Annotated in this window: 21 protein-coding genes; 12 read left to right on the forward strand and 9 right to left on the reverse strand. The window is 68.2% G+C overall.

The genetic code is table 11. The features are described from left to right. Positions 1-171: 171 nt before the first annotated feature. Positions 172-843 carry an MFS transporter gene (locus PCA76_RS20610; protein WP_272612107.1) on the forward strand — a complete coding sequence of 224 codons (672 nt, stop codon included), beginning with the start codon at positions 172-174 and terminating at the stop codon, positions 841-843. On the opposite strand, the gene PCA76_RS20615 is transcribed toward PCA76_RS20610, so the two are convergent. The 3 genes from PCA76_RS20615 to PCA76_RS20625 all read right to left on the reverse strand — a co-directional run bounded on the left by PCA76_RS20615 (position 774) and on the right by PCA76_RS20625 (position 2,806). After that, positions 774-1,070 (reverse strand): chorismate mutase, encoded by a 297-nt coding sequence (locus tag PCA76_RS20615; RefSeq protein ID WP_272612108.1) that lies wholly within the window; start codon positions 1,068-1,070, stop codon positions 774-776. The two genes, PCA76_RS20610 and PCA76_RS20615, sit on opposite strands and share 70 nt — an antisense overlap. Before the next feature lie 227 nt (positions 1,071-1,297). Next, positions 1,298-1,600 (reverse strand): MerR family transcriptional regulator, encoded by a 303-nt coding sequence (locus PCA76_RS20620; RefSeq protein WP_272612109.1) that lies wholly within the window; start codon positions 1,598-1,600, stop codon positions 1,298-1,300. A gap of 627 nt (positions 1,601-2,227) precedes the next feature. Continuing rightward, the gene (locus tag PCA76_RS20625) at positions 2,228-2,806 is read right to left on the reverse strand and encodes a TetR/AcrR family transcriptional regulator (RefSeq protein WP_272612110.1); all 579 of its coding nucleotides are present in this window, start codon (positions 2,804-2,806) and stop codon (positions 2,228-2,230) included. A gap of 92 nt (positions 2,807-2,898) precedes the next feature. On the opposite strand from PCA76_RS20625, the gene PCA76_RS20630 reads away from it, so the two are divergent. Beyond that, positions 2,899-3,834, forward strand: coding sequence for an SDR family oxidoreductase (locus PCA76_RS20630; RefSeq protein WP_272612112.1), 936 nt, complete (start codon positions 2,899-2,901; stop codon positions 3,832-3,834). A 121-nt stretch (positions 3,835-3,955) separates the two neighbouring features. Here the strand turns inward: PCA76_RS20630 and PCA76_RS20635 are convergent, their stop codons facing one another. Then, positions 3,956-4,378: an ATP-binding protein gene (locus tag PCA76_RS20635; RefSeq protein WP_272612114.1), complete on the reverse strand. Its 423-nt coding sequence runs from the start codon at positions 4,376-4,378 to the stop codon at positions 3,956-3,958. A 201-nt stretch (positions 4,379-4,579) separates the two neighbouring features. Between PCA76_RS20635 and PCA76_RS20640 the strand changes: the two genes are divergently transcribed. After that, complete coding sequence (locus tag PCA76_RS20640) at positions 4,580-4,945, forward strand: STAS domain-containing protein (RefSeq protein WP_272612115.1); 366 nt, start codon at positions 4,580-4,582, stop codon at positions 4,943-4,945. On the opposite strand, the gene PCA76_RS20645 is transcribed toward PCA76_RS20640, so the two are convergent. From PCA76_RS20645 to PCA76_RS20660, 4 genes are all read right to left on the reverse strand, one after another. Continuing rightward, positions 4,946-6,202 (reverse strand): PP2C family protein-serine/threonine phosphatase, encoded by a 1,257-nt coding sequence (locus PCA76_RS20645; RefSeq protein ID WP_272612116.1) that lies wholly within the window; start codon positions 6,200-6,202, stop codon positions 4,946-4,948. A 144-nt stretch (positions 6,203-6,346) separates the two neighbouring features. After that, positions 6,347-6,832, reverse strand: a complete 486-nt coding sequence (locus tag PCA76_RS20650) for a DUF6896 domain-containing protein (protein ID WP_272612117.1) — start codon at positions 6,830-6,832, stop codon at positions 6,347-6,349. Positions 6,833-7,121: 289 nt separating this feature from the next. Next, the gene (locus tag PCA76_RS20655; RefSeq protein WP_272612118.1) at positions 7,122-7,853 is read right to left on the reverse strand and encodes a GAF and ANTAR domain-containing protein; all 732 of its coding nucleotides are present in this window, start codon (positions 7,851-7,853) and stop codon (positions 7,122-7,124) included. 53 nt (positions 7,854-7,906) lie between these two features. Continuing rightward, entirely contained in the window at positions 7,907-8,650 is a 744-nt protein-coding gene (locus PCA76_RS20660; protein WP_272612119.1) for a GAF and ANTAR domain-containing protein, read from the reverse strand. Positions 8,651-8,919: 269 nt separating this feature from the next. Here PCA76_RS20660 and PCA76_RS20665 point away from each other — a divergent pair, with 269 nt between their 5' ends. Continuing rightward, positions 8,920-9,336: an STAS domain-containing protein gene (locus tag PCA76_RS20665; protein WP_272612120.1), complete on the forward strand. Its 417-nt coding sequence runs from the start codon at positions 8,920-8,922 to the stop codon at positions 9,334-9,336. On the opposite strand, the gene PCA76_RS20670 is transcribed toward PCA76_RS20665, so the two are convergent. Beyond that, complete coding sequence (locus PCA76_RS20670) at positions 9,316-10,257, reverse strand: TIGR01777 family oxidoreductase (RefSeq protein ID WP_272612121.1); 942 nt, start codon at positions 10,255-10,257, stop codon at positions 9,316-9,318. The genes PCA76_RS20665 and PCA76_RS20670 overlap by 21 nt on opposite strands. Before the next feature lie 179 nt (positions 10,258-10,436). On the opposite strand from PCA76_RS20670, the gene PCA76_RS20675 reads away from it, so the two are divergent. From PCA76_RS20675 to PCA76_RS20710, 8 genes are all read left to right on the forward strand, one after another. Then, positions 10,437-11,978 (forward strand): phenylacetate--CoA ligase family protein, encoded by a 1,542-nt coding sequence (locus tag PCA76_RS20675; RefSeq protein WP_272612122.1) that lies wholly within the window; start codon positions 10,437-10,439, stop codon positions 11,976-11,978. Beyond that, complete coding sequence (locus tag PCA76_RS20680) at positions 11,975-12,421, forward strand: DUF4188 domain-containing protein (protein WP_272612123.1); 447 nt, start codon at positions 11,975-11,977, stop codon at positions 12,419-12,421. The genes PCA76_RS20675 and PCA76_RS20680 overlap by 4 nt, the downstream gene beginning before the upstream one ends. Further along, positions 12,418-13,542, forward strand: a complete 1,125-nt coding sequence (locus tag PCA76_RS20685; RefSeq protein WP_272612124.1) for a hypothetical protein — start codon at positions 12,418-12,420, stop codon at positions 13,540-13,542. The genes PCA76_RS20680 and PCA76_RS20685 overlap by 4 nt, the downstream gene beginning before the upstream one ends. After that, positions 13,539-14,432 carry a hypothetical protein gene (locus PCA76_RS20690; protein WP_272612125.1) on the forward strand — a complete coding sequence of 298 codons (894 nt, stop codon included), beginning with the start codon at positions 13,539-13,541 and terminating at the stop codon, positions 14,430-14,432. Before PCA76_RS20685 ends, PCA76_RS20690 begins: the two co-directional genes overlap by 4 nt. A 113-nt stretch (positions 14,433-14,545) precedes the next feature. Beyond that, complete coding sequence (locus tag PCA76_RS20695; RefSeq protein ID WP_272612126.1) at positions 14,546-15,226, forward strand: NAD(P)-dependent oxidoreductase; 681 nt, start codon at positions 14,546-14,548, stop codon at positions 15,224-15,226. 4 nt (positions 15,227-15,230) lie between these two features. Continuing rightward, positions 15,231-16,088: a sigma-70 family RNA polymerase sigma factor gene (locus PCA76_RS20700; protein WP_272612127.1), complete on the forward strand. Its 858-nt coding sequence runs from the start codon at positions 15,231-15,233 to the stop codon at positions 16,086-16,088. 139 nt (positions 16,089-16,227) lie between these two features. Then, on the forward strand, positions 16,228-17,082 hold the full coding sequence (locus PCA76_RS20705; protein ID WP_272612128.1) for a phosphotransferase: 855 nt from the start codon (positions 16,228-16,230) through the stop codon (positions 17,080-17,082). 169 nt (positions 17,083-17,251) lie between these two features. Beyond that, entirely contained in the window at positions 17,252-18,229 is a 978-nt protein-coding gene (locus tag PCA76_RS20710; protein ID WP_272619491.1) for a phosphotransferase family protein, read from the forward strand. Positions 18,230-18,284 lie beyond the last annotated feature (55 nt).

The raw sequence follows: 18,284 nt of genomic DNA on the forward strand, positions 1-18,284 counted from the left end.
TGATCGACTTTCCCGTCCGGCGACCCCGTCGCCGCCGGTCAGCCCGGCGGTACGGGCACCGTCGACTTCCTGCTCGCGTACGCGTAAGGGATCGCCTTTCACCACCGGAACCACCAACAGCTACTCGTCGTCGGACGATCGCACCCAAGGGGGCTGCTTAGCCGGATCGCCGTGCTGGGCAACATCCAGGTGCTCCTCGCCATCGTCACCACGGTGCTTTACTACGTCGGCGGCTTCGCGCTCTACACGTACCTGGCGCAGGCACTGTCCGGCGGCACGGCGGTGACCGCCTCGGCGATCGCAGGGTTCCTGCTCGTCTTCGGTGTCGCCGGCGTGGCCGGCAACGCGCTCGGCGGGTGGCTCACCGACCGGATCGGCCCGGTGCCGGTGTTGCTCGGTGGGCTCACCGCGTTCGCGGCCGCCCTGCTGCTGTTTCCGCTGGCGTCGCGGTCGACCGCCGGTGCCGTCGTGGACCTGGCGGTGTGGGGTGTGGCGGCGTGGGCACTCACCGTGCCGCAGCAATACCGGCTGATGACCTTCGCGACCGAGGCGCCGGCCGTGGCGGTCGGGCTCAACAGCTCGGCCACCTTCCTCGGGATCGGACTGTCCGGCCTCCTCGGCGGCATCGCGCTGGCCCGGATCGAGGCGGCGGACCTGGGCTACCTCGGTGGGGTGCTGGTGCTGGGCGTGGTGGTAACGCAGACGATCACGAGCCGGCGTTCCGCCGCCGCGCCCACGCCCGCGCCAGCCCGGTCTGATCCGCGCCACAGCGCTCAGGCGCCGGTGAGCCGGTGGTGCTCGTCGGTCTCCATCTCGATGAAGGCCTGGATCATGCCGCGGTAGATCCGCTCGATCAGGTCCGGGTCCGCGCCGGCGTCGTTCGCCAGCGCGCGGACCCGGGCCACGACCTGCGCCACCCGGTCCGGCGCACGGACCGCCTGCCGGTCGCTCTTCAGCGGGGCCGCACGCCGAACCAGCGCCTCCCGACGGGCGAGCAGCCCGACGAGTTCGCCGTCCAACTCGTCGATCTGTGCGCGGATCTCGGTCAGCGCCGACGCAATGTCTGTCATGCCGGAAATCTTCGCACGGCGGGCCGGGTGCCCGGATCGCCGTCTTCGCAAAGGAGGAAGGGCCGATGACCCCGACGACCGAGCTCAGCCGGCCGGCGCCGGCCCGCCTCGATGGAGAGCATCTGCTGCCCTGGTACGTCGCCGTGGAGAACGGCCCCTGCCCTGACGGGGAGGGACCGTGTGGCGCTCGCGTCGCCCTCGGGGTATGCCACCCCGGGCGGGTTCGCTCAGCTCTGCTGGTGTCGCTCGTTGCGGCGAAGGGCCTCTTCGAGTTGGTCCTCGAGAATGATGATGCGGCAGGCCGAGGCCATGTCGGTGCCCTGATCGCACATCTCCCGGGCTCGCGCGGCCAAGCGCAGTTGGTAGCGGGAGTAGCGGCGGTGTCCGCCACCGGAACGCTGCGGGTCGATCAGTTTCGCGTCGCCGAGCCGGCGCAGGAAGTCCTGCGAGCAGCCGAGGATCTCGGCGGCGCGGCCCATCGTGTAGGCGGGGTAGTCCTCGTCGTCGAGCATGTCGCCGGATTGGGTCATGGAACCTCCATCACGAGGGCCCCGGTGCTCGAAAGCACCGGGGCCCAAGGGTTGTGGGTCAGGAACACCATCTACCGACGGAACGTCGGTTTGTCGTATCCGCACCAGCCCTCACTGAAGGCTTCGGGTGCGAGGATCGCATAAGCGTGACCGGAGACCACCTCTCGTTCGATGGAAACTGCGGTGTCCGCGCCCAGCCCACGATTGCGGCTGACAGCGGGCGATCCAACGGTGTAATGCCCTCCCTTGCCTCTGATTTCCTCTGTCGTACTCCGTGCTGTCCATCGGCGTCCGAGCCCCACGCGACTTCATGGCCCTGACACGTACGACGAACTCTCCTTGCCTCGGGTGCAGCCCTGAACCAGCCTCGGCCCCACCCGCTGTCACACCTAACTGCGGCAAACCTCTGCCGTCGAACCGAGCAGGAGCCTGGAGGTTCCCTGGCCCAACTCCTTCGCCCTCGTGCGGGGCGGTTACGTCAGCGTCTTTGTTACTTCGTTCTCGACCTCAGGAACATTAGCCGACGATGGAGAGGATGTCTAGCGCTTCGCACATAGATTTTCTCCGGGCAGGCGGTTCGATGCGATGTGCAGCTCACGGCCGTTGTCGGGTGGTGCTGACGGCGGCTCAGCGCGGCGGCGCGTTGCGCTCGAGGGTTGCCAGGAAGGTCTCGGCGGCTTCCTGAACGCGGTCTCGGTCTCCGGTGGTCAGCAGATCGAGCAGCAGCCCGCGGATCGTCGCGATCACCAGGGTGGCGGTGCGTGTCGCCGTCGCCGGGTCGGTGTCCGGGCCTTGCGCATCGACCAGGCTGCTCATCCAGTCGGCGACGACCCGGTCGAGGAACTCCGCGAACTGTTGCGGCGCCTGAAGGGCGCGTCCGTAGACCGCGAAGAACAGCCGGAACTCCGCCGATCGGCGCGGGTCGGAGGTGCGCGTCCAGACCGCACGGACCGCCGAAGCCAGGTCAGGCTGGTCGCCGACCGCATCGCTCGTGGCGGCGAACGTACGCTCCCGCAGCCGCCCGAGGATCGCCTCGAGCATCTGCTCCTTGGTGCCGAAGTGGTGCACCAGCGTCGTGGTCGACACCCCGAGGGCGCCGGCCACCGGGCGCCACGACAGCTCGGCGAACCCATGCTCGATCGCGTAGTCGACGGCGGCGTTGAGCAGATCGGCCCGCCGCTGGTGATTGACCGGTCGTCCCGCCATCTCCGCCTCGTGGTCCATCTCGCCTTGCAGTTACTGGAACGATCGTACTATCTTCATTCCTAGCACGATCGTTCTAGGAATAGGAGATCCTCGTGAATGTGTTCGTCACCGGAGCGTCAGGTTGGGTCGGCCGCGGGCTCGTCCCAGAGTTGACCGCCGCCGGCCACAAGGTCACCGGGCTGGCCCGCTCGGATGCGGCAGCCCAGTCCCTGAGGGCGATGGGGGCCGAGGTCCGCCCAGGCTCGCTCGACGATCTCGACGCCCTGCGCGACGCGGCAGCCTCCTCCGACGGCGTCGTCCACCTCGCGTTCAAGCACGACATGTTCTTCGCCGGCGACTTCGCCGCCGCCACCGACGCCGATCGTGCGGCGATCGACGCCTTCGGCGAGGCCCTGGCCGGCACCGACAAGCCGTTCGTCATGGCCTCCGGCATGCTCGGCGTCCTCGGGCTACCGTCCGGTGTCGTCGCCACCGAACGCGACGGACTGACACCGGACGCCAGCGACCACACCGGCCCGATCAGCGGCGCTGGCGGACGGATGGCCAACGCCCGCCACGCTCTCGCGCTCGCCGGCCAGGGGGTCCGCTCCTCAATCGTGCGGCTACCACCCGCCACCCACGGCAAGGGCGACAACGGCTTCACCACCACCGCGATCGGCTTCGCCCGCCAGAAGGGCGCTGCGGCATACGTCGGCGACGGCAGCAACCGCTGGCCGGCAGTCCACCGCGATGACGCCGCGCGGCTGTTCCGCCTCGCGGTCGAGTCCGCGCCAGCCGGCTCCGTGCTGCACGCGGTCGGCGACAACGGTGTGCCAATGCGCGCAGTCGCCGAGGCGTTCGCCGCACGACTGCACATTCCCGTGGTCTCCGTCACCGCCGAGGAGGCAGGCGACTACGTCGGTTGGCTTGGCGCCCTCTGGGGAGTCGACGGGCCCGCCTCGGCGCACGTCACTCGTGAGCTGCTCGGATGGCGACCTACCCGGCCCGGACTGATCGTCGACCTCGAACAGGGCCACTACTTCGCCTGAGCAGGAGATCGCCCACCGGAGCAGTCGCCGGGTGACCAGGCTGCCCCGATGACCGGGCGGCGCCGATCACTTTCGTGCTCGCCGGCCTATGGACGAGTGGGCACTGGCATGGCGTCTCGGATCATCCTGTCGGTGCCGGTCGTACGTCAGCGAGGTGTTTGGTGATGCGGAGCAGCACCTGGTCCGGTGGGCCGGGGATGAAGGCGGCCTCGTCGGCGAGCGCGGCGATCAGTGGCAGTCCACGGCCGCCGACGGTGAGCGGGGCGGGGAGGTCGGCGGCGAGTCCGGACCCATTGGGGGTGCTGCCGCGGTTGCCAACCTCGATCAGGCAGACGACGTCGTCGATGACGACGGTGATGTCCACGGTGCTGTCAGAATCGGCGTGTATCACCGCGTTGGCGCATGCCTCGGTGATCAGCACGGCGAGGTGGCCACGGGAGTCCTCCGCGACGTCGGTGAGGCTCAGCAGAGTGTTGAGCACCTGGCGAGCGCAGGTCACCGAGGACGGCTGGCGCGGGAGCGACAGCGTCATACTCACTGGCATTACGCAGCTCCTCCCCACCGGTCCGGGCGTGAACTGCCGGACCACTGCGTCACACCCTAAGGCGGGATGCTCCGGCAGTGATCAGCACTACCCAACGTCGCTGGGATGAAACGGTCAGGACGCCGGCTCGCCGTACGTCCGGCGGCGGTTCGCCCGCCGGGCGCATAGGGTGAGCGGGACCATCGGCGTGGAGGGGTTGTTGTGGATCTGCTGTTGTCGGCCCGGCCGGGCCGGGATTGCACCGTGCTCGAAGTGCGCGGTGAGCTGGACATGGCGACCGCCCCCCAGTTGCGGGAGAGTCTGCAACGGCTGGTTGACGCCGGTGACCGTCAGGTGATCGTGGATCTGGCCGAGGTGGGGTTCATGGACTCCAGCGCGCTGGGCGCGCTGGTGGTGATGTTCAAGGCGCTGCGTAGCGTCGGCGGCCGGTTGAGCCTGGCAGCGGCGCAGCCCGCCGTGCGCAGCGTCCTGACGGTCACGTCGGTGGATCGAGCCATCCAGGTCTACGACAGCGTGCAGGCGGCTGAAGCCGACCCGCCGTCCACCGGCGACGCGACAGGCCGGTAGTCAGTCCGCCAGCGCGGCGCTGGCACGCGCCTGGTCCGCGCCCGCACTGGTACTCCGGTCCCCGCTGTGCCCGCTGTGCCAGTCGAGAATGAGAAGGGTCGCGTCGTCAGGCAGAGTTGGTCCGCTAACCTCGAGCACGGCATCCGCCAGCGCCCGGACAGCCTCGCGCGGGTGCAGATCGGCGATCGACCGCAACATTGTCGGTATATCCAGCTTGGCGGCGTCGCGCTCGCGCATGCCATCGGTCACCACGACCAGACGGTCGCCTGGTCGCAGCGTGATCTCGCCAGCGCGGTAATCGGCCTCGGGGAACATGCCCAGAGGGAAGTTGGCCGGTAGCGGCAACACCTCGGTTTGCCCGTCGCGTACCAGCAGTGGCGGCACATGCCCGGCGTTGAGCAGCGCGCACACCCCGGTGCGCAGGTCGAGACGGCCGAGGACCGCAGTGATGTAACTGCCGGGCACGGCGGCGTGCCCGGACACGTCGGCATTCGCGGCGGCGGCCTGCTCCACCAGAGCAGCCCCGCGACGACGGCTGTTGCGCAGACTGCCCACGCCCAGGGTGGCCGTCAGCGCGCTGGCCACCCCGTGGCCCATCGCGTCGGTGACGCTGAAGTGCAGCACGTCCCGACCAATGCTGTAGTCGAAGGTGTCACCGCCGATACTGGCGGCGGGTTCGAGCCAGCCGGACAGGGTGAACGCACTGCCTTCACACGTGAACGAAGCGGGCAGCAGGCGGCGCTGGATCTCCCCGGACAGGGTGAACGGGGTGGTGCGTTGCCCCCACTCGAAAAGGTCGGTGTACCGCCGGTTGGCAATCACCACGTACGCCAACATGTGCGCCGTCCGGGCGATCTCATTCAGAACTCCCGGCCCGGGCTCGTCCGCCAGGACCATCTCCAGCAGGCCGATCGCCTCACCGCGGTCGGTCACCGGCGCCAACACCGTCCACCTGTCCGACTGCGTCACCACCTGCACCGACTGGGTGCGGAGCGCCTGCTCGGCGGGACCGCCGTCGAAGGGCATCACCGTGGCGACCTCATCACCGTGCCGGCGGCCCTCACCGGCGTCGCCGAGCGGCACGTGCGCCAACCGGACCAGTGCCCGGCCGCTGAGGTCCGCGATCAAAAACGCTACCGTACGTGCCCCCAGCGCCACACCGAGTTCACGAGTGACCGCCTCGACCGCCTCGACCGGTGAGGCGTCCTCCGCCGCATCCAACATTCGCGCCACGATTCGCCCCCGGCTGCTGTCCACTGTCGGAGCCTACGAGATCCCACGGCCATCGCCGAACACGAGGATCGTGACAGCAGCAATTCATCGAGATCGTGACTCGCACCACGCCGCCGCGACCCGTGGATATTGTGAACTGTTCCCCGAGCTGCGGCCGCGGGCGCTGCTTCAAGACGGACGGCCCGCGGGTTGCTGCGTGTGTGCGACTCCTACTGAGCCGCCTGGAGTGTCAGGCAGCGCGAACCAGTGGCCTTCGACCACCTCGCGTAGGTGACCCTCGCGGGCGAGGTGGGCACAGGCCGCGACTATGTGATCACGGCTGTAGCCGTCATCGGCGGCTTCGTCGAGGAACCAACGGATTCGCCAGGCGTCGAAAGCTTCAACCTCGCGCCCGAGCAGAGGATCGATGATCAGGTCGAGGTCCACCTCCCTGCCGTCTGAGCTGGTCATCTGGCACCCCGCGCCGTGGACGGTGTACTCGATCCCGCTGCGAGTAAAGCCCTGCCGGGGCAACTCCCGGCGCGATCGGACCGCTGCCAGCAGATCCGCGATGTCTGCGATAGGAGACAGATCGGCAAGTAGCTGGCCACGGATTTCCTGCACGGCGGCGGCGAAGCGCCGCACGGCGTCCACCGACGTCCCGTCCTGAACCATGCCGCCCAGTATGAACGCCTACCTACGTGGCCCGCGGATCCCGTGCTCCATCAGTACCGCTCACATCGGTCTGCCACGATGTCCCGTCGTGAACTATCACGATCAGTGACGTGTCCCTGCCGGGCGCTTTGGCGGAATGCCTCAGCTGGCGGCGGGGGCGCCTTGGCCGTCCGAATCGCCGGGGGCGCCACTGGCGTTCATGGCGTTGAACAGGCCGGAGCCGCCGTCGGCGTCTTTCGGTGCCACCCGGTACAGCCTCGTCCTCGGCAGTCACGACCGAGGGCGGCCTTCAGGCGTAGAGGATGCGGGCCAGCATGGCCGGATCGGTGACGAAGGCGTGGGCCACGTCGGTCAGCTTGCGGTTGTGCCGGCGGGCGTAACTGCGGATGAGGACGAACGCCTCGTCGACGTCGATACCGGCAGCTTGCGCGACGGCCCCCTTCGCCTGTTCGATGACGATGCGGCTGTTCAGTGCGCCTTGCAATTGCTCGGTCAGGAGCTCACCGCGTCGGATGGCACGCTCCTGCAGCAGTCCGATCGCCGCAACATCCGCCAGGGCCTGCATGATCGGCACGTCGGTGTCCGCAAAGTCACCACCCTTGGTGCCACCGAAGACGTTCAACGCTCCGATCACATTGGCCCGCAGCCGCAGCGGAAACGCGTGTACCGACTGAAACCCGGCGGCGGTGGCACGTGGCGCGAACCGGGGCCATCGGCCACCTGCTTGGCCCAGGTCGACGTTGATGACGGGCACGGCAGTCTGGAAAGCCTCCAGGCACGGGCCCTCCTGACTCTGCAACTGGAACAGTTCCACCAGTTTGACGTTCTCGTTCGAGCCCGCCATGAATTCGAGCCGCCCATGTTGATCGGCCAGGAGGAGCCCGACGGCGGCCGCGTTGACCAGGTCGGCCGCCCGATCGGTCAACATGTGCAGGAAATCGATCAGGTCGAAGTCGGCCACCAGGGTGTCGGCCACCTCGACAAAGATCGTCGCCATCCGTTCGGCGGAAACGCTGGTCATGCTTGCCTCCCGGCTGGTCCAGCTCTCGTAGGCACATTCATAGGAATTTGGAGTCACCGCTCGTCGAGGTCGAACCGCAGCCGCCGCGCGACGATGTCCCGGGTCACATCGTTGAGACGGCGATTCTCGGCGTACGCGTAGGCTCGGATCCGCGCCATCGCCTCACCGAGGGTGACTCCAAGCTGGACCATGACCATCCCCTGGGCTTGGAACAACTCGGCACGGTACTCGGCCCCGTCATCATCGATGTCGGCGATACCGCCGCTGGCCCGCTGGGCCTGCCGGTCGAGCAGGGCGGTCACGGTGACATCTGCGAAGGCGAGAGCATCGGCGAGTTCCGTGTCGGTCAGTGGGCCGGCACGGTCACGGAACACGTCCAGAACGCCGAGTCGGGCAGCGCCGATCTGCAGCGGGAACGCGAACACCGCGCGTAGACCGCCCGCATGAGCGGCAGGTGCGTAGAACGGCCATCGGCCGTCCGCGCTGTCCACGAGATCGCCGAGATTGGCGACCAACACCGGGCGACGGCTGGCGAAGGCGTCGATGGAGGGCCCCTCACCGAACACGAATTGCAAATCCTCGATACGCTCGCTCGCCGAGTCGGACGCGGCGACCGCCCCCCGGACTCCGTCCTCGGCCATCACGCTGATCCCAGCGCCGGACGCGGCGAGTTTCTGCGCGGCGGCACCGCACACCCGATGCAGCAGGCCATCGCTTCGGCCCGGCTCGCCGGACTGTCGCAGGATGAGGTTCTTTATGACTGCGGCACGGCTATCCATCGATCGCGCCGATGCCACGACTAGCACCGACGTATCGGCGCGGCAACGGCACTCGTGAGATCACGGAATTCGGATGCGGCACGGCGGCACCTTCCAGGGTGAGGCACCGCCGAAGACTGGGGCAGCAGACTCAATCTTAGTCGCGGATCGAGTGCCTCGCATGGAGGAGCCGCGCGGCCAAGATCGACTGAGCAGAGCGGGCCGCTACGCGGTAGCATCGATGCACGGTCCGTCTTGGAGCGATGCCCCAGCCCCCGGCATGAGTCTATTCATGCCGAGGTGAGGCCATGGTTCAGCTATCCGACGATCACTTCTCCATCACCGTGCTGGCCGCCCCGGAGGCGCCTACGGCTCTGGTCTGCCTCGCGGGTGAGATCGACCTGGAGGCCAGTTCGGCGTTGTCGGACGTGGCCGACCGCCTGTCCGCCATCGCGCCGACCGAGGTCGTCGTTGACGTAGCTGACGTCACCTTCGCCTGCTCCACGCTGCCCAACTTCCTCGCCCGAATGCACCTCGGTCTTCCGAACAGCTCTGCGCTGGTCGTGTGCCGTCCTACGACCAACGTCCAGCGCCTGCTTGATTTGACAGACATGGCGCGAATAGCGACGCTGCGCGCAGATCTGCCGACGTCTGGTTCCTGGGCGTCGCTCGATGGCACGAGACCCTGCGGAGTCCGGCCACGGCTAGCCCCGGCGGCGCCGTAACGTCAGGTCTGCGGCTGCGGTCTGCCACTGCGGATAGTCGAAGGTGAAACCCGCAGCAGAGAGCCGTCCTGGGACAACCCGCCGGCTCTTCAGCAGCAGTTCGGTGTCTGACCGGATCGCGAACGCGCCGACCCCGGCCATCCATCTTGTTGCCGGCAGGCCAACCGGGGTCCGCCAGGCCGAACGCAGCTCACGCATGAAATCTCGCTGCGGCAACGGGCCGGGTGCGGCCAGGTTCACGGCCCCGGTGAGGTCGTCGCGCTCGATCAGGAATCGGATGGCGCGGACGAAGTCCTGCTCGTGGATCCACGAGACATACTGCCTACCGCCCGCGACCGGTCCGCCGAGTCCGAGCCGCGCAAGCCAGCTCAGCACGTCGAACACGCCACCGCGGTCGGGGCTCATCACCATGGCCGACCGCAGCGCGACCTTGCGCGTATCGGGAGTCGCCGCCTGCTCCTGCGCAGCTTCCCAATTCTGGGCGATCTCGACGCTGTACGCCCAGTACCCGGGCACACCCTGCTCGCCACCGCCGATCAGGCCACCGTCCTCGTCGTTGGCCGCGTCGAACCGGTGGGCATAAATCGTGGCGGTGCTCATCTGCATCCACACCTTGGGTGGGCGGGCCGCCTCGGCGATGGCCTCGCCGACAACCCGTGTCGACTCCACACGGGAGCTCATCATGGCGTCGAGGTTCTCCGCGGTGTACCGACAGCTCACACTGCGCCCCGCCAGATTGATGACCACATCGCTGCCGTTGATCTGCTCGGCCCAATCGCCAAGCGTGGAGCCGTCCCAGTGAACCTGACGCGCACCCTTCGGCGAGCGCGTCAACAGCACGACATCGTGACCCTCCGCAGTCAGCGCCCGATCCAGGATCGTGCCGACCTGGCCAGTGCCCCCGGGAATGACGACCTTCACAACTCCTCCTCGTCGGGCGCCTAAATTTGAACACGTTCAACTTCGTGTTGAGCGTATCCCCCGATGACCATCTGGTCAAGATCGACACCTGAGCTCACCTCTCGGGCAGCCCGGGATACTTAGGACAGCTGAGTACCCGCCATCAGGCACCTGGCTCGAAGATTCACTAGCGTGGCCGCGTGGTGACATTCCTGCGTCGGTGGACGCTACGTTCGGCGAGCTTCGCCCTGACCTGGCTCTACACCCTCTACCGGATCCATCCGGCGGTGTGGCGGCTCACCGCGCGTCAATACCGTCCGTTCATGGGCCGCTTCGCCCGGCTGCACGCCTGGATGACCTGCCAGTTCGCCGCGATCGACGTGCCCGCGTACGGCGACTTTCTTCGCCGCAACCAGTGGCGGTTCCGGTGGTTCGACCTGTCGTCGTACCCGCCGACGGACAAGCGGTCGTACGTACAGGCGTACCCGGAGGCGCAGCGCTGTTGGCACGGTGAGATCGAGATCGCCGGCAGCGTGGTCGATGAGTCGTCGGGTTCGTCCGGTCAGCCGTTCAACTGGATCCGCAGTCGCCGCGAGCTGCGCTCGGTCCACAAGAACCTGGCCGGCTACGCGACCATGGTGTTTCCGTCGAAGCGGCGGTTCGTCATCAACGCGTACTCGATGGGCGCCTGGGCCACGGGCACCAACACCGGCATCGCCATGTCCACGATCGCGATGGTGAAGAACACCGGACCGGACCTGCAGAAGATCGTCGACACCCTGTTGTACTTCGGGCCCGGCTTCGACTACATCGTCACCGCCTACCCACCGTTCCTCAAGCACCTCCGCGACAAGCTCGACGCCGAGGACTTCCCGTGGGCTGACTACCGCATCAGCGGTCTGGTCGGTGGCGAGGGGATGACCGAGGCGCTGCGCGACTACCTACAGGAGCGCTTCGGCAAGGTGCGCTCCGGCTACGGGGCCAGCGACCTCACCATCGGCATCGCCGGGGAGAGCGACTTCAGCGTCTGGGTCCGCCGCCGACTGCGTACCGACGCGGCACTGCGGACCGCCCTGCTCGGCGCCGACGAGCACCGGTTGCCGATGGTCTTTCAGTACAACCCGCTGGAGACGTACCTGGAGACCACCCCGGACCATGAGGTGCTCTGCACGATCAACTCGACGGCGGTGCTCAATCCCCGGGTCCGCTACAACATTGGCGACGAGGGCCGGCTGATCTCGTACCCGGACGTCCTGGCCGCGATCGCCGACCCCGCGGCGCGGGCGGCCGCGGGGCGCGCCTGGCAGATCGACCGGATGCGGTTACCGCTGCTGTTTCTGTACGGTCGCAAGGACAGCACGATTTCGTACATGGGGGCCAACATCTACCCGCAGGACGTCGAGTACGGCCTCTACACCGGCAATTCCCAGGCGCACCTGCTGCAGAGCTTCTGCCTGCAGTTGACCGAGCAGGCCGACCTGGAGAGCAGACCGGTGGTCAACCTGCAACTTCGCGAAGGCCTGGCGCTCGGCGCCGATGAGCGGCGAACCCTCATCCACACCTGCCGCGCGGGGGTGGTGCGTCACCTCGCCGAGGTCAGCCGGGACTTTGCCGAGTCCCTCGCCGAGGACCCGTCCGCAGCCGACCTGCGGGTGGAGGTCCACGAGTATGGCACCGGCCCATTCGCCGACGCCGCGTCCACAATCAAGAACGTGTATCTGGTGAAGGGCGTGACGGCGTGAGGACCACCGATTTCTCCGCCGCTCCCCCGGTGGGCCAGGCGACCGCCATGTTCGTCGGCGCCACGCGCTACCGCGGGCCGCGCTCGATCATCACGCTCACCCGGGCCTGGTTCAAGATGGTCCGGCAGATGAGACGGATGGACGGGTACCGGTGGCACACCGTGTATTACCAGTTTCCGTTCACGCTCGGCACGATCGCCTTCTTCAGCGACCGCGACGCGCTGCTGAAGTTCGCCCGCAGCCGCCACCACCGCGACCTCATGTGTTGGGTGACCGATCACGGCACGAAGAACGCGACCGGTGGCTACATCCGCCTCTACAACGCCGAGCCTGAGGGCTACAGCAACGGCATCTGGCGCGCTGAGGCGGACGGCATGGCGCACGTACCAACCTTCACCCCGCTGTCCAGTGAGACGTCCGGCCCGCCGGTGCATCGCGTATGAGACTGGTCCCCGTGCAGTCGCGGGCCGACCTACGGGCGTTCGTCGACTTTCCGCTCCAGCTCCACCCGACCGACCGGTACGTACCCCTGTTGTCATCGGTCATCGCGGCCCACCGCCGCAGCGCTGAGCTGTTCCTGGTCCGCGACCGACACGGCGTCGTCGTTGGGCGCACCAGCATGCACCGCAGCGCGGCCTTCGACAGCAAGGTGGGCCCACGGCAGCTGTTCGGGCACACAGAGTTCGTCGATGACGACGACGTCTTCGCCACGATCATGGACGGGGTCGAGACCAGGGCCAACGGCCGACCGCTGTTCGGACCGGTGGCACTGTTGCCGAACCAGACCGGCGGGGTGATCACCTCCGGCTTCGACGACCGCGGCTTCGTGGACTCCGCGTGGAACCCCGCCTACTACCCGGACATGTACGATCGGCACGGCTTCCACCGTCGCTTCGAGGCCGACACCTGGCTGGTCGACCTCAACGGTACGGCCACGGCCACGGGTTCACCGCTCACCGCCGGTGCTCCGGTCGTCGCCGACCAGGACCACGGTTTCGCCTTCGACGACGCCCGGATCGCCGCCGAACAAATCGTCATCCGGCACGGCTCCCGGTGGCACCTGCGCAGCCAACTGCCGATCCTGCGGCGGATGCTCAACGCGAGCTTCGCACAACTCGGCTACTACACCGATATCTCCGCGGATCAACTGGCGGAGCAGACCGATGGCCTCGCGTTCCTGCTCGATGAGGCGCTGCTGCTCTGGCTGGAGAAGGCCGGACGACCCGTCGCGTTCGTCGTCACCGTGCCGGACATCTCCGAATACCTCATGAGCGTCGGCGGCCGGCTCGGCGTACTCAATCAGCTCCGCCTCCTCGCCACCCACGGCCGGTACCGGAGCGACGCCGTCCTCATCATCAAGGGCACCGTGCCCGACGAGCAGGGCAGGGGTTACCTGACGCTGCTGTCCCGGGAACTGCACCGCAACCTCGCCCGCAACGGCTACCGGACGCTGCGCAGCACCTTCGTCGAACGGACGAACATCGCCTCGGCCGCCCAGTACCGGCGTGCCGGCGGGCGGCCACTGCACGGCTACACCTTCTATGAAAGAGGGGCGGCGGCGTGAGCTGGGTCGAGCAGTTGCGGGCCAACGAGACGGTCTGCCGCCGGGCACCGAGCGCGCACAACACGCAGCCCTGGCAACCGGAGTACCACCCCGACGAAATCATCATCGGCGTCGATCCGACCCGTCGACTGCCCGACTCCGACCCGACCGGGCGTGACCTCGCCCTCGGCATCGGCGCTTTCGTCGAGACGTGCCTCATCGTCTCCGCCGAACTCGGCCTCACCGTCACCGCGGCACCCGGTCCGCGACTGATCCCCGCACCGAACCCGTACGCGACTCCGTTCACGATCGCCGACGTCGAGGCCCGCCGGGTCGCCCGTGGTCCCTACGCGCCCGGGTACGTCGCCGCCACCGTCATCGCCGACCTCGGGCCGGGCATCGCGCACGTTCCGACCCGAGATCTCGCGCCGGACCTGGCGGTCGCCGACCGGTGGCTGTTCGGCACACCAGCCGTCGCGGCCGAGTTGCGGGACTGGCTGCGCCTCAGCCCCCACCACCCTCGATACCACCTCGACGGACTCACCGACCGGGCGCTCGCCCTGTCCCGGTACGAGGCGCGGGTCCTGTCCGCCGCGCTCCGCGCGTACCCGGTCACCCGCCGGCTGGGCCTTCCGGCGCTGCTGGCAGCCAGCGGCCGCGGCCTGTTGCGCTACGACGGCAGCATCCTGGTCCTGCTCGCCGACGACGACGACCACGTCGCCGCAGGCCGGCGTCTTCTGCGTACGTGGCTGACTCTCGCCCGACACGGCTTGGCGGTCCATCCACTCAGCCAGCTCATCGACTGCCCGGCGACCGCCAGTCGGCTCGCCGAGCGGGTGGGCGGCCAACCGCTCGCGGTGTTTCGCGTCGGCCGACCCCTCGCCGAACCGGTCCGCTCGGCCCGACGCTAGCGGACCGGGACTTGGTGCGACATCTGCACACCACCGTGACCTGTGGTTTGTCACAAACGAGCGGCGCGGATCGACGTTGCTGTCGTAAGCCACCTCGGGAGGGAGCACACCAGATGCGCATCGTCGTTCTCGGCGCGAACGGGGGCACGGGCCGTCGCCTGGCACAGCAGGCGCTGGACGCCGGCCATGACGTACGGGCGGTGACCCGGCAGCCGCGGTCGTTCCCGGTCAGGGGCCCCGGCTTGGAGGTGGTGGCCGCAGATGTCACCGTGGACGTCCCGGTGGCCGGTGCCGACGTGGTGCTGTCGACGCTCGGAGTGCCGTTCACGCGGCAACCGGTGACGCTCTACAGCCGCAGCACCACGACGGTCCTGTCCGCGATGCGCCGTGAGGGTGTGCGGCGGCTCGTCGTGGTCAGTTCCAGCGCCACCGAGCCGCACCACCACGCCGAGGGCGGTTTCCTGCTCAACCGCGTCATCCAGCCGTTGGTCACCGCCACGATCGGCAGATCCACCTACGCCGACATGCGCGCCATGGAGACGCTGGTGCGGGACAGCAACCTCGACTGGACGATCGTGCGTCCGTCCGGGCTATTCGACAGCGACAGCGTCACTCGCTACAGGCTCTCCGAGAATCGCTCCGACGGTGTCTTCACCAGCCGCGCGGACCTGGCGGCCTGCCTGCTGGCCCAGGCCACCGACACTGCGTGGGTCGACCGGACCGTCGCTGTCACAACCGCGGAGGGCACTCCGACACTATTGGCGATGCTGCGGCGGGAAGCGTTCGGGAAATAAGCGGATGGACGACCAACAGTGGTTCGCCGAGCAGTTGGCGCAGCACCGCCCGCGGTTGCGGGCCGTCGCCTACCGGCTGCTGGGGTCTATGACCGAGGTCGATGACGCGCTGCAGGAGGCGTGGCTGCGCACCACGCGCGCCGATCCGGCCGCGATCACCAACCCCGCAGCGTGGCTGACCACGCTGGTCGGCCGGGTGTGCATAGACATGCTGCGGGCCCGGCAGGCGCGCAGCGAGCAGTTGAGCGCGACCTGGGAGCCGCTGGTCAGCGAGTACGGTGATCCGGAGGAAGCCAGTCTGCACAACGACGCGGTCGGCATCGCGTTGCTCGTGGTGCTGGACAGCCTCGAGCCTGCCGAGCGACTCGCGGTGGTGCTGCACGACATGTTCGGCATGCCGTTCGAGCAGGTGGCTGCCGTCGTGGGACGCACACCGGCGGCGACCCGGCAGCTGGCCAGCCGCGCCCGGCGGCGACTGCGCGAGCATGCCCCGCAGCCCCGGACCGGCCTGCCCGCCCAGCGACGTATCGTCGACGCGTTTCTGGCCGCCGCCCGCGCCGGTGACTTCGACGCCCTGCTGACCCTGCTGGACCCCGACGTGGTGTTCCGCTCCGACCACGGACGCCGCGGGCGGCTCGCACCCGCCGTGCTCACCGGCGCCCGTGCCGTGGCCGCCCGCGCCGCCGACGCCGGGCCACGGTTCGCTCGCCTCTGCGCTCCCGCGTTGGTCAACGGGATCGCCGGCGTCGTCGCCCGCGACCGGAGCGGCACGCCCATCGCCGTCGTCGGCTTCACCGTCTGCGGCGATCGCATCGCCGCCATCGACATGATCCTCGACCCGGACAAGCTCCAACAGAGCTGACCGCCGCCAGAGCGAGGCCACTTACGGCTGTCGTCGGCGCCGCATGAACATCTCGGCCGATGCAGACGGGGGGCCGACAACCGGCCCGCAGCCTCCTTGTTCGACCGGGTCCGGTCGTCGACCTCGTATCATCCCCGCCATGGCTTCTGGGCTCGGCAACCTCTCTGCGCGGCAGCGGGCGCTGGTGGACCAGTGGCTTCCGGGCGCCACCGTCGAGAAAGACCACAGTTGGGGCTTGGTGGCGACCACTGTTCTGGAGATGACCCGTGCGGGGTCACGATTCATCGTCAAAGCTGGCGGCGACGATGACCACCACGTCCAGCGGGAGCTCCACGCCCATCTCAACTGGTTACGCCCATGGACCGACAGGGGACGCGCACCGATTCTGGTACGTGCCAGCGGGGACGCGAAGCTCCTCATCACCCGGTATCTGCCCGGTGAACTGGTGCTCGGCAGCAGGCAGGCCGACGATCCCGCCATCTATCAGCAGGCAGGCGAGCTACTGGCCTTGCTCCACGCTCAGACTGCCGTCACGGACGACGACTACGAAAGGCGCGAGAACGAGAAGTCGCTGGCGTGGCTCCGCCAGCCACACCGGATCGCTGCGACGACCGTGGAACAACTACGAGCCGAAATCGTCGCCTGGCCGACGCCGCCCGCGACCCTCGTACCCACCCACGGGGACTGGCAGCCCCGAAACTGGGTCGTCCACCACGACGTCGTCGGCATCATCGACTTCGGCCGAGCGGCGATGCGGCCCGCAGCCACGGACTTCGTCCGGCTGGCCGCCCAGGACTTCCGCCGCAACGCGCGTCTTGAAGCTGCCTTTCTCGGCGGGTATGGGACCGATCCGCGCGAGGCGGGCGCATGGCACCGCAACCGAGTCCGCGAGGCGATCGGCACCGCAGCCTGGGCCTACCGCGTAGGCGACGAGCCGTTCGAAGCCCAAGGCCACCAGATGATCGCTGAAGCTCTCATGTCTTCCCGAGCCTGACGGACCGAGAAGGCGAGGTAGTGAGCCGTTCCGACGCCCGCAGCTCGGCAGACATGACCGCCGCATGCCTGACACCGTGCACCTCTACCGCTGTAAAGGTGCGCGGAAAGTCGATTGCACGGCGCTCGCTTCGCCCGGCAGCATGGCCGGTCGGCCGGACGAGGCGACCATGACGCGGACGTTCCTGCAGTCGGATGAGTTACACGACTTGGTGGCAGAGCAGTTCGGCTCCCACAGCCGGCTTACTGGTCTGGACCGGCTGACCGGCGGCACCAAGAAGGGCGTCTACCGGCTCGGCCTTGACGACCAGACAACCGTCATCTTGTATGTCTGGTCGGCGGGTGAGAATTACTGGCCCCCGTCGCCAGCGGCCCCGGACGACCCGTTCACCGACGCGTCGGGCGCGGAACTGTTCGCCGCCAACCACGCGGCACTCTCCGCTGCCGGAGTACGGGTACCGCGTCTGATCATGCTCGCTCGCGACCGCCGCTACCTGGACGCCGACATCGCGTTGTTGGAAGACGTCGGCGGGCTTCGGCTCGAGGCGCTGATGGAACGTGACCCCGCTGCGGCCGCCTCGCCGCTATCTGCGCTTGGTGACGCCCTGCGCCGCATGCACACCACCTTTGGCCCGCACTATGGAAAGGTCGCGGCTGTCACTCGGGGGGAGGCGTCCCAGACCCGTCGCACCGAGGACATTATCGTCGACCGGGCGCTCGGCCACCTCGACGCAGCAGGGGCCCGTGACCCCCGGCTGGCTGACGCGCATCACCGGATCGCCGCTCATGTGCATCGTCTCCGTGGCAGGGTGGCACCACGACAGACGTACGCACTGGTGCATGGTGAACTCGGACCGGATCACGTACTCGTCACCCCGACCAACGAACCGGTAATGATCGACTTCGAGGGTTTGGCCTACTTCGACGTCGAATGGGAGCACGCCTGGCTGCAGATGCGCTTCGGCGAGGCGTATCTGGCGCTGCATCCTGTCGATCTCGACCCGGACAGGCTGGAGCTCTACCGGTACGCGCAGGTGCTGTCGCTGATTGAGGGTCCGCTGCGCATCGCGGACACCGACTTCCCGGATCGGCAATGGATGCTCGACCTGGCCGAGTGGAACATCACCAAGGCACTCGCGGCAATCTGATGCCACCTATCGGTGCAGCAGACCCCAGGTCTGCACCTCGATCGTGACCGGGAGC

Origin of the sequence: Micromonospora sp. LH3U1 (assembly GCF_028475105.1) — a bacterium.
Lineage (GTDB): Bacteria > Actinomycetota > Actinomycetes > Mycobacteriales > Micromonosporaceae > Micromonospora.